8 protein-coding genes and 1 pseudogene are annotated in these 11,563 nt (G+C 37.4%); 5 read left to right on the forward strand and 4 right to left on the reverse strand.

What is annotated here, in order from left to right; all coding sequences use genetic code 11:
* The first annotated feature begins 211 nt into the window (after positions 1-211).
* Entirely contained in the window at positions 212-1,777 is a 1,566-nt protein-coding gene (locus LZZ98_RS07855; RefSeq protein ID WP_237787363.1) for a sensor domain-containing diguanylate cyclase, read from the forward strand.
* Positions 1,778-1,804: 27 nt separating this feature from the next.
* On the opposite strand, the gene LZZ98_RS07860 is transcribed toward LZZ98_RS07855, so the two are convergent.
* Positions 1,805-4,366 carry a bifunctional diguanylate cyclase/phosphodiesterase gene (locus LZZ98_RS07860; protein WP_237787364.1) on the reverse strand — a complete coding sequence of 854 codons (2,562 nt, stop codon included), beginning with the start codon at positions 4,364-4,366 and terminating at the stop codon, positions 1,805-1,807.
* Positions 4,367-4,579: 213 nt separating this feature from the next.
* On the opposite strand from LZZ98_RS07860, the gene LZZ98_RS07865 reads away from it, so the two are divergent.
* The gene (locus LZZ98_RS07865) at positions 4,580-4,771 is read left to right on the forward strand and encodes a hypothetical protein (RefSeq protein WP_237787365.1); all 192 of its coding nucleotides are present in this window, start codon (positions 4,580-4,582) and stop codon (positions 4,769-4,771) included.
* Positions 4,710-4,906: pseudogene (locus LZZ98_RS07870) on the forward strand (IS5/IS1182 family transposase); the annotation flags it as partial. The gene LZZ98_RS07865 and the pseudogene LZZ98_RS07870, both read left to right, overlap by 62 nt.
* Positions 4,907-4,954: 48 nt before the next feature.
* Here LZZ98_RS07870 and LZZ98_RS07875 read toward each other — a convergent pair.
* Together LZZ98_RS07875 and plsB are read right to left on the reverse strand one after the other, a co-directional pair.
* The gene (locus LZZ98_RS07875) at positions 4,955-5,272 is read right to left on the reverse strand and encodes an ArsR/SmtB family transcription factor (protein ID WP_237787366.1); all 318 of its coding nucleotides are present in this window, start codon (positions 5,270-5,272) and stop codon (positions 4,955-4,957) included.
* Positions 5,273-5,469: 197 nt separating this feature from the next.
* The gene (gene plsB / locus LZZ98_RS07880) at positions 5,470-7,971 is read right to left on the reverse strand and encodes a glycerol-3-phosphate 1-O-acyltransferase PlsB (RefSeq protein WP_237787367.1); all 2,502 of its coding nucleotides are present in this window, start codon (positions 7,969-7,971) and stop codon (positions 5,470-5,472) included.
* Between the two features lie 267 nt (positions 7,972-8,238).
* On the opposite strand from plsB, the gene cysK reads away from it, so the two are divergent.
* Both cysK and LZZ98_RS07890 read left to right on the forward strand, forming a co-directional pair.
* Positions 8,239-9,237 carry a cysteine synthase A gene (gene cysK, locus LZZ98_RS07885; protein WP_237787368.1) on the forward strand — a complete coding sequence of 333 codons (999 nt, stop codon included), beginning with the start codon at positions 8,239-8,241 and terminating at the stop codon, positions 9,235-9,237.
* Positions 9,238-9,583: 346 nt separating this feature from the next.
* Entirely contained in the window at positions 9,584-10,519 is a 936-nt protein-coding gene (locus tag LZZ98_RS07890; RefSeq protein ID WP_086175678.1) for a LysR substrate-binding domain-containing protein, read from the forward strand.
* Positions 10,520-10,543: 24 nt separating this feature from the next.
* Here LZZ98_RS07890 and LZZ98_RS07895 read toward each other — a convergent pair whose 3' ends face one another.
* The gene (locus tag LZZ98_RS07895) at positions 10,544-11,143 is read right to left on the reverse strand and encodes a TetR/AcrR family transcriptional regulator (protein ID WP_237787369.1); all 600 of its coding nucleotides are present in this window, start codon (positions 11,141-11,143) and stop codon (positions 10,544-10,546) included.
* Between the last annotated feature and the right edge of the window lie 420 nt (positions 11,144-11,563).

The raw sequence follows: 11,563 nt of genomic DNA on the forward strand, positions 1-11,563 counted from the left end.
TTTTTTCGGATTTAAAAAGTAAGCGCACAGGGCATTCCTTGAGTGTTGGCGTATATGATGATTCTGTCATCAGCATCTTCACTCACAAAAGCGCGGGACTCATAGTCTAGGCACGCTTCAAATTGAAATTCATGATTAAATTTTTTGTTAATTTTAACAATAAATATGTTATAAAATGTAAATATAGTCACACTATTTTAGGGTCAGGTTTTTGAAACAGATTCTTTTGGCACTTAAATTAAATCTTCGTAAACTGATCCTGATTTCGACTATCGTTAGTGTTTCGTGCTTATTTATTGTTTCTGTATTTATTCTCAATTATGTGATTAAAGATCAACTCATTCAAAATTCACTGTTAGTGAATGCCAAATATGCTTCAAAGGTTGCCAACAGTGCAGATCAACATTTCGATGATATGCTCAAAGAGTTAAAGTATAGTGCTGACCTGTTAGGACAAGATTTTTCTAATCCTCAATTAATACAAGAAGAAGCAAAGCGTCTTAAAAATCAATCCAACAAATTTAATAGTTTATTGATTGTTGATAAACAAAGAAGAGTCATCTCTTTTGCACCGCAAAGTTTAAATTTGAGTACCCATATTTCATATAAAACAGTGGGAATTATTGAATCCTTAAAGCATAAAACCACTTATATTTCTCCTCCTTATTGGTCAGTTCGACATAATCTGGTGGTACTCCTGTCTCAACCTATTTATGACCAGAATAAAAACTATCAGGGCATGATTGGTGGCACGATTTATTTACAAAAAAATAATCTGATCCAGAAAATGCTTTCAACCGAGTATGACTTCAAGAAAAGTTATATGTATGTCATGGATCAGGATAATCGAATTATTTTTCATCCCGATCCGACAAGAATTGGCGAAAAAATTGTCAATAATACGGGTCTGGACTATATGGTACATAAACGGATGGGAAATATCCGGTTAATCAATAGTCGGGGAGTCGAAAATTTGGCAGGTTTTGCCTACATTCCGAGTACGAACTGGATTGTAGTTTCCCAGCAACCAACCGAAGAGTTGTTGAAGCAGGCCAATGTGATTCTTTTAAAAGTTTCGGTCGGAATTTTATTTTTTTATTTATTTATTTTTTTTATTGTCTGGAGAATGTCGCGCTTTATTTCTTCACCTTTAAATAGCTTGGCAAAAATGGCCAGTATGCTCAATCAGCCTGACATCCAAGATAAAATTAAACAAGTTGATCCCTGGTATTTTGAAGTTTTAAAATTTAGAACGTCATTGCTGCTCAGTTCTCAAACGTTTAGTGAAAAGATTACTGAATTGCGTCAACATGTAAATACCGATCCACTGACAGGTTTATATAATCGACGGGGGATGCAAATCTTCTTAAAAGAAGTGGTGAGTTTAGAGAGAGGTTTTGCCGTTCTTGCGATTGATATCGATTTTTTTAAGAAGGTGAATGATACCTATGGCCATGATCAGGGGGATATAGTTTTAAAAACCCTGGCCAGTTTTATGAATGATAACTTCAGAGACGGAGACATTTGTTGTCGTATAGGAGGGGAAGAGTTTATTGTATTAATGATCACCTCAGACCCTAAGGTAGCTTACAATGCTGCGGAACGTTTAAGAAAAACAATGGAATCAAGCAACATCAATTCTATTGGACCAATAACAATATCTATTGGAATTGCATTTTGGCCTAAAAGCTCAGACAGTGTGACCGAAGTTTTTAAAATGGCTGATAATAAACTTTATCAAGCTAAAAATAGCGGACGTAACTGTATTCGTTATTAGAGAGTGGAACGGTATTTGTTTTTCTACTTATTCTACCGGCTTATAATTAAGCTTGAGCTCTGTAAGGGGAGCCGGTTTAGCAAAATAGTAGCCTTGAAAATGATCACAGTCATATTCTCTGAGAAACTTGGCTTGGGCTTGAGTTTCTATACCTTCAGCAACCACTTGTAATCCTAGTTGATGAGCCATGACAATAATGGCTGCTACAATAGCACCATCTTTCTCATTTTTAGGTAAATGTTCAATAAAACTGCGATCAAGTTTTATCTCATCAACAGGTAAAGTACGTAAATAACTCAGGCTGGAGTATCCTGTTCCAAAGTCATCGACAGAAACTTTAATACCCAAATCACGAATCGCCATTAAAATCTCTAAAGAACGGTCAGCACCTGCAATTAACATGGTTTCAGTGACTTCTATTTTTAATAATTCAGGCTGCAACTGTGTATTGACCAATGTTTCTTGTAAGTCATGCAAAAAGCCTGTGCGCTTGAACTGTAAGGGAGAAAGATTGACGGCTACACTCAGGCTAGCGCCATTTTTCTTATTCCATTCAACAATATCCTGACAGGCTTGCTGTAAAACCCATTGGCCAATCACTACAATTTGACCAGTTTTTTCGGCGAATGGAATGAAATCTGCTGGAGAGATAAAACCTCTTTGTGGATGCTGCCAACGGATTAAGGCTTCTACACTTTTTAACTGGCCTGAATGAGCATCAATAACCGGTTGATAGACTAACCTAAACTGTTTTTCTTCTAGGGCCACCATTAATTCATGCCGCATAAGCACATAATCAATTTTCGGTGTGCGCGTAGCGTCAAAAGCATACCAGTGCCAGGTATTTCCACCTTCTTTTTTTGCTTCATTCATCGCATGTATCGCATGATGAAGCAATTGGGTAGATTTTTCTATCTGAGATTCATTATCTGCAATACCAATACTCGCGCTCATATGGATTTTATGGCCATCGATATCAAATGGAACTGACAGGCTTTTTAATATTTGCTCTGCAATGACCGCGACCTGTTTTAAATCATGGCATTTATTCAACAGTATGCCAAATTCATCTGCTGAAAAATGAGAAATGATATCCTCTTCTGGAATGATCTGACGCAGGCGATTTGCTACAGCAATCAGGAGCTGATCACCATTGAGGTGTCCCAAACTTTGATTTAAAGGCTGGAAACCATCTAAATCAACATACATGACGATCAGAGGGCGATGATGCTCATGTTGTATGTGGAATGCGGCATCCAGTATTTTTTCAAAGGTATGATGATTAATTAATCCGGTTAAACTGTCGTGGGTTTGTTGACGGGCGATATATTCGCTATTTGCCCGCTGTTGAGTAATATCCTGCTGAATCCCAATAAAATGTGTGCAGAAATTTTTCTCATCAAAAACTGGTCCTAATATAAGCTGGTTCCAGAACCAGCTCCCATCTTTACGATAGTTTTTTAAGGTGATCTGGATTTCTTGTTGCTCTTTAAGCGCATTATGTATTTTATTAACTGCTTCAGGATCTGTATCAGGACCTTGCAGAAAACGACAATTTTTACCGATAATTTCTTCTTTTTTATATCCGCTCAGGCTTTCAAACGCAGGATTAACATATTCAATGGCCTGGTCCGGAGCGGCATTTGCTAACACGATTCCAAGAGGATTAGCATCGACACTACGTTTAAGCAGACGTAGCATTTCTTCAGTTTCACGCCGCTCTGTAATATCACGAGCGACACCAAATACGCCAACCACGTGTTGAGCTTGTTTAATGGGTAAATAAGTCAGGTCTAACCAGTAACATTCACCTAAGGCATTTAGTGCCTGAATTTCCAAGTGCTGACTGTTTCCCTTCAACGCTTGTTCGAATGCAGTTTGAGCTATGGATTGAAATTCAGCACAAATAAATTTCGAGTAATGTAAGCCCCGCGCCTGTTCAAGGTTGAATTTAGTGATATCTTCACAGACAAGATTAACATCAATCACGATGCCTTCTAGATTATGTTCAAAAATCGCGTCCGGATGGTAGGTGAAGAAAGAGCGATATTTATCATGAAGAGCCAGTTTTTGTTGCCATTCTGCATGCAGATCCATACTTAAGGCAATTAAAGATGCTGCATGACGAAGTAATTTAATATGAGTGGGGGTTGGACATTTAGGCGAACGATAATATGTCCCAAAGGTACCATAGAGTTTTCCTTGCGCGTTAATAATAGGTGTAGACCAGCACGCGTTTAGATTATCTTCTTGAATCAGGGTCTTGAAATTCTTCCAGTTCTGATCAGTGACTAAATTTTCACAAATCACGAGTTCTCGGTGAAAAGCTGCTGCACCACAAGCACCGACATTTGGGCCTATTTTTATACCATTGATCGCTTCTTGATACCGGGTTGAAAAATGTTTGGTACCACTAATCAGGCTCAAAGTTTGTTCTGTCTCTGAGTACAACATAATGGAGACCATTGAATCAGGTATCCGGGCTTCTAACCATTCACTGACGGTCTGAAATATGAGGGTTAAGTCAGCGCGATGTCCAATTAAATTAAAGATAGATTGAGTATCTAAATAATTCGCTGTTTGACTCATATCGCATCCCCTCCTTAAATTGTATCGCGTATTTTTAATAGATTCTCAATCAAAAATCTTTAAATCAGATCAATATACTGATTATTAATTTTGTATAAACAATATAACAAAAATGTGATTCTCCTTACATATAATTATTTGAAAATCTTAATGAATATCAAGCGTTGACTTAAACAACTTGCATCAATAGTCATTTCTCTAAAGATAATAGCCATGAAAGTAGAACTATTTTTTAAAAACAAAAGCGATCTGACCTTCTTAAAACCGGAAAACAAACCTACTGTACCAGGCGTTCTGTTCAGAGCCATGAAAAATCCATACTTATTATTAAACGGGAATAGTCAATATTGCAAAGAAATTAAATATAAAATCAAGTCATATCCAGATAGAGGGGTATTTATATAAAATCAGACATTTAGGGGGAAATGCATTTGCAAGCTTAAAACAGTTTGAGCTGTTGCAACTCAATATGACAAGCTAAAGCAAAACTATAAAAGTACTGTTGTCTTAGCTTGTATCTTTATCTGGTTATCACTATGAAATGTCAAAAGATTTTAATATCTTCCCAATTTTCTTTTATAAGTATGATTAAATTAGATTTTTAGGACAATACAGTTGATATAGGGTATTCAGTACCTGAACCAGTTTTTGATCTTTAATGGAATAAAAAATCTGTTTGCCGTCACGACGCGTGCTCACCACATCACTTTTACGTAACATCATCAGCTGTTGGGATAAGGTGGGCTGATTAATTTGAGTCAGTTCTTCTATTTGTGAAACATTCAATTCTTGTTTTGCGAGATAACATAAAATAAGTAAACGATCTGGATTGGCTAATGATTTTAATACCATGACCACGGTATCAATAGAATCATGCATAGAAGCAATTTCAAGATCGGTATTCATACAGCATTTCCATACTACACATCAGTAATGTACGCAGTATATAATGCCTGAATAATCCAATACATTATATAAAATGCCATTTCAATGGTTTTTAATGAAAGTAATTATCAGATATTCTTATATAAATAAAACGAGGCATTTAATTAATTTTTATTAAATGCCTTATCTTGGTGCAAGTATGAGTGCAAAAATGCTGATTATATTTTTTTGGCCTGTTTAAATCCTTTTAATTCTTTTTCATTAAATTGCAGGGCTTCAATAATAGCTTGCCGTGTTTCCGGATTATACCAATTAAAAATGGCTGATATTTTTTCTTCAAAATCATCGCTGATAATAAAACGATCTTCTTGAATGCAGAGTAATTTATTTTGTTTAAGAATGGCAATAAAGCTTTTTAAAGTTGCACTGTCAAAGTAATATCCTGCCTGAATCTTTTTCGTTTGCGACAGTTTGTTCAGTACCGCTTTACCCATCTTTTCCAGTTCTTTCAGGCTAAGCGCTTGCAGCGGAGCATACTGCTGCAGCAATGCAGCAATCATGCTCATGTTATTCAGGCTAGAAGCAGACAAATGCGCCAAAGTTAAAAGCTGCTTTTGCAGTTGTTCATCTACTGGAATAGAAAGGGTAGCATCCTGGCGAACAATCCAGCCTAAATGCTCTAATTTGTCTATAATTAATACTATTTCTTTTTCTAATTCATCCATAGACCATTTTAAGAAAAATTCTTCCTTAAAATAAGGATAGATATTTTTAAGGGTATCACTTAAATAATGGGTGGAGATTTTTTTATAGGAATGAATGAGCATGGCAATTAATGCCGGTAGGATAAAACAATGCAAAATATTGTTGCTAAAATAACTTAATAGTATTTTTTGACTTTCAGCAACTTGTACCCATTTTTCATTATTTTGGTTAACTGTCTCAACTTGTTTTAATTTTTCAGCATATTGAATCATTTCAGCGCTGGATAATTCGGTCATCATCATTCGCGAATCATATTGAGTCATTTTTAATAAATCACGATACTGGCTAATCTGTGAAATTAAATGCTTTTCGGTTAAAGCATGATCATCTGCATTCAGTAAAATAAGTGAAATTAAAGAAATAGGATTAATCACTACTGCTTTATTAATATTTTCCTGGATTGAATTGGCCACCTGATTGACCGTTTGAATGACCGGTTGGGGCAATTCATCATGAATATTGAGTTTAATTTGCTTGGCCTGATGCTCAGCCAAAACCTGATCCAGAAACACCGGTTCACCAAAATTGACGTGTACCTGTCCAAAGACTTTTTCAATTTTACGCACTGAACTCAAGATGCCCCAGATTGATTCGGCTTCTTTGGGCTTGCCATTCAGTTCATTTAAATAAGAGGTGCCTTCAATCAGTTTTTCATAACCAAAATAGGTTGGAATAAAGGCAATTGGCTTGGTTGCACCCCGTAAATGACTTTGTATCGTCATCGACAGCATGCCTTTTTTCGGTGGTAACAGCAGACCAGTACGGGAACGCCCACCTTCAATAAAGTATTCCAAAGGCGTATTTCGAGATAACAGGCTGTGTAAATATTCTTTAAACACAGAAGTATAGAGTTCATTGCCGCTGAAGGTACGACGGATAAAATAAGCGCCAGCACCACGCATGATCTGACCGACTACGGGCAAGTTAAGGTTAATGCCGGCGGCAATATGCGGAACCATCAAGCCACGATTAAAAATCACATAAGAAAGTAGTAAATAGTCAATATGACTGCGATGGCAAGGGGTATACACAATTTCGTAATCCTTGGCCAATTCCCGCACGGTATCAAAATTATGCACCTCAATACCATCGTAAAGTTGTGTCCAGAGTTTGGTCAGCGCTAGTTCGGCAAAACGCAGGGTGGAATAGGAAAAGTCCGAAACCACTTCGGTTAAATAGCCCTTGGCACGGTTCTCCGCCTCAAACATGCTGATTTTGTTATCAATGCTTTCTTTACGAATCGCATCTTGCACTGTTTCGGTTTTCATTAACTTGTTAATGAGATTACGGCGGTCAGATAAGTCGGGGCCTAAAATGGCTTCTTTGTATTTATTAAAATTGCTATTGAGTTCCTTCACCACAGAATGTGCCGGAGAAAAATTGGGATATTCAATCTTGGATTGTTCAATAGCTGATTTAAGTGAAATCGGTTTGTGAAATTCGATGTAATTTTCACGGCTATATAAAGAAATATTCATGGCCTGTTTTAATTTGGAAGGCGTTGCCCAGGCATCAGCAAATAAAGCTTTAAACCAGGAATCTTCATAGGCAGGTGAACGTCCCCATAAAACCGTGACCGGAACCAGTTCAATATCGTATTCGGGATATTTTTCCAGGGCTTCAATCAGGCGAATCAATTTCGCTGAATAATGATAGGCTTCATGGGTTGAGTTCGGCACATTTAAGGCCAGAATAGAATCATCTTCCTGATATTCATGAATGCTCAAAGGTGCAAACACGGAAGGCAGCTGACGGGCTTTGGCTTCAGTGTCAATTAAAACCGTATTGCTGAGTGAGGCATCCTGTAATACATAGCAAATGATTTTTTTATCTGTTTGATCTTGTATGGTTTTTTTTAATTCTTCAGTATTGCCTAAGACTTGAGGAGTCACGATTTTATCTAGAATTTTCTGCGTAAATTGACGATAGAACCGGCTATAACCCTTATTAGACATTTGATTCCCTAAATCTGTTTTTCATTTGCTGGATATTGTGTGCAATTGCATGAATAAATACAAATCTTATTGATGACAAATAAGTCATTTAAGTTGTAACGATTTGATTAAAAATAGAGGTGTATTTGTTTAAAAAATCTTGACTTTTAATCTTAAAAATACACCTCAGTCTTATAAGACAAGGCATAGAAAAACTTATCTTAACAGTCTAAATGGCTTATGATGAAGTCATGACTTTAAAATCAAAAGACAGCTCAAGGAGTTCAAATGAGTACTGATTCTGCTTTTCCAACACCGAAGAATTTAGGTATAGCGGTTTATAGCGATAATGCTGAAGCGATTGGTAATACGCCGTTAATTCGCATTAATCGTGCTATTTCATCCGATGCAACCGTATTGGCAAAAGTTGAAAGCCGTAATCCGGCATTCTCGGTGAAATGCCGGGTAGGTGCTGCTTTAATTGCAGATGCTGAAGAAAAAGGTTTGCTTAAACCCGGCATGCATATTGTAGAGCCAACCAGTGGCAATACTGGGATTGCACTGGCCTTTGTTGCTGCCGCAAAAGGTTATGAGATTACCTTAACCATGCCGGCTAGCATGAGTGTTGAACGCCGTAAGGTATTGAAGGCTTTTGGTGCAAATCTGGTGTTGACCGAACCGGCTAAAGGCATGAAAGGTGCGGTGGATGAAGCGGTACGTTTAGCGACTGAACAACCGGATGTGTATTTTTTACCGCAACAGTTTGAAAATCCGGCCAACCCAAAAATCCATGAACAAACCACAGGTCCTGAAATCTGGGAAGCTACTGGCGGAAAGGTCGATATTTTGGTGTCTGGCGTAGGTACGGGTGGTACGATTTCCGGTATTTCACGTTATTTTGAGCAGGTTAAAAAACAGCCGCTTCACTCCGTTGCTGTTGAACCTGCGGAATCGCCGATTATTGGTCAAGCGAAACGCGGCGAGCCATTGACTCCTGGACCGCACAAAATTCAGGGTATTGGTGCAAACTTTATTCCTAAAAACCTGGATCTGGATCTGGTGGATGAAGTGATTGCCATTGAAAGTGCTACAGCTATTGAATGGGCACGCAAAACAGCAACCCATGACGGTATTTTGGTGGGGATTTCAAGTGGTGCAGCCATGGCAGCAGCGGCTCAATTGGCAGAACGTCCTGAAAATGCCGGTAAAAACATTGTGGTGATTTTACCGGATGCCGGTGAACGATATTTGTCGTCGGTATTGTTTGAAGATATTTCAGCAGACTAATTGCTCACACGTTAAGGTTTGACTTAAATTTGAGAGGTTTAGGTTTAAGTCAAACCGTTTGAGTGATTTGTTTCTTTAGACTTTTTTCATCCATCCCTTTTATCTCTCTTACGCAGACTTGAAATACATTTCAATTCTGCTCAGGGAGAAAAATAAAGAGGGTATCAACAATAGTGAAAGCAGTCTGTTATGTTATTTTGATTTTTACTGATAGAATTTATTTTATAAGCTTCAGGCAGTTTATGCGCATGGCATGCTATTTCGGTATAAATGGACATTGGAAATAGTACTAAAAAGGCAGAAGATGTACTTCCTCTACCAATAGAAGATTTAGGGATTTGAATCGGTGTTTGAGCTCGACTGTAAATTACTCAGTGTTTTTCTTTATATTTATAAATATAAAAGTGTTTCTGTCGCGGCTGAATATTTGGCCATGAGCCAGCCCACCGTCAGTAATATTCTGAATAAAATCCGCCAGCATTATAATGACCCGCTCTTTTTAAGAATCGGCAATGAAATGGTGCCGACTGAACTGTCAAAACAGCTGTTTCCACTGGTCAGTGAAGCTTTAAGTAAAGTCGAAGTCATTAATAATTTCACCGTGGATTTTGATCAGACTACTTCACAGCAAAAATTTACCATTGCCATGACCGATGTGTCGCATTTGGTATTATTGCCTAAAATTTCGCAGTATTTAAAACAGCATGCTTCACATATCCGTTTAAATGTTCGTCCTATTACTTCTGAAACCAGTTATCAAATGGCCAATGGTGAAATTGATCTGGCGATTGGTTTTCTGCCCAATCTGGAAAACGGTTTTTATCAGCAAAAACTGTTTGAGCAATATTATGTGGTGATTGCATCCAAAAACCATCCACGGCTCAGTGAAAACAGCTTAAGCACCGAACAATATATTGCCGAAACCCATATTGATATTGATGCCGGGATGGGGCATTACCATATTGAGAACGAGCTGTTAAATTTAGAACTCAAGCGTAATTTTTTAATGCGACTGCCCAGCTATTTAGGGGTGGGGCTGGTGGTTCAGGAAACCGATGCGATTGCAACCGTACCCTATTATTTAAGTGAAGTATTATTGTCGCGCGGCAATTTACAAATTTTTGATGCACCGATTACTTTTCCCACCTATGCAGTCAAGCAATATTGGCATATGTCCTGCCATCATAAAACCAGCCATCAGTGGCTGCGGCAGATGTGTTATGAATTATTTAGTCAAATGAATGATATAGAAGATTCAGTGCATAAAGTCATTCATCCATAACTGAATCATATAAGCTGGATGGACTTAAGAAATTTTATCCGGGGTCATTAAGGCCTGGTTGATATACAGTTTAATCAGGCGTTCACGTGAACCAATCGATTTCTGGTAATGGGTTGAATTAAGCAACAGGGAAGCGCCGTAAGTGACGGTCCAGATATAGGATAAATAATCGCGAATCGACATGGCACTATTAAAGGATTTCAGATATTCATCGGTCATGTCCTTAATTTCAATAATCCGTTCTTCACGGACTTGATATAATTCTTCAAATAATTCTTTCAGTTTACGCTCATTGTTGGTTAATCGTTCTTCAATCACATGCAATAAAATGGTCCGGTTGGAATTTAACATGTTATAGAGCATGTACTGTGATACATAAGTTTTAATATTATTTTTATATTTTTTTGAAATTTCTAATAATCGTTTTTCATTTAATATGATGAGTTCTAAATAGAGCTGATTCTTGCTTTTAAAATGCTTGTAAATGGTGCCTTTGGCAATATCCAGCTCTGAAGCCAGTTCTGCGAGGGTAATATCTTGATGATTATCCAGCAACAGGGTTTCTGCCATGGCTAAAATTTTCTCTTTACGGAGTAGAAAATTTTGTTGGCGTACGGTATTCATCACATAAGTCCCGAAAAGACATAAAAAGCCAATTCAACATATACCGATAAAATAAATATGGCAACTCAACTAATGTCTGATGTGAGTAGCAAATTACTGTGTAATTTAATTCATATTCTCAAAGGCATAGCACAAAATAAAAGTCAATGAATGAGAACCATTGAGGTCAATAATCATCAATAAAATTCCAATTGCAGCGTAATTATTCTATTGTCTTTTTGCGTTGCCAAAAGGGATTAACCCATAAAATGCAAAGCGCAGGTATGCTGATTGAACAGTATTCCATTCGTACATTTGAGTTTTCGCTTGAGGATAAAACCTTCAGTTGAAAGTGATTTACAGAAACCATGTTTTATTCGTTATTCATAAGCGTGATGATAAAATTATGAAGATATGCTTACACTTAAGCTGATGGACAAA

This window comes from Acinetobacter sp. SM34, assembly GCF_022012365.1.
Classification (GTDB): domain Bacteria; phylum Pseudomonadota; class Gammaproteobacteria; order Pseudomonadales; family Moraxellaceae; genus Acinetobacter.

Coding starts and splice junctions, on each gene's coding strand:
- LZZ98_RS07860 (WP_237787364.1), bottom strand. CDS start 4,366: ATGAGTCAAACAGCGAATTATTTAGATACTCAATCTATCTTTAATTTA.
- LZZ98_RS07865 (WP_237787365.1), top strand. CDS start 4,580: ATGAAAGTAGAACTATTTTTTAAAAACAAAAGCGATCTGACCTTCTTA.
- LZZ98_RS07875 (WP_237787366.1), bottom strand. CDS start 5,272: ATGAATACCGATCTTGAAATTGCTTCTATGCATGATTCTATTGATACC.
- plsB (WP_237787367.1), bottom strand. CDS start 7,971: ATGTCTAATAAGGGTTATAGCCGGTTCTATCGTCAATTTACGCAGAAA.
- cysK (WP_237787368.1), top strand. CDS start 8,239: ATGAGTACTGATTCTGCTTTTCCAACACCGAAGAATTTAGGTATAGCG.
- LZZ98_RS07895 (WP_237787369.1), bottom strand. CDS start 11,143: ATGAATACCGTACGCCAACAAAATTTTCTACTCCGTAAAGAGAAAATT.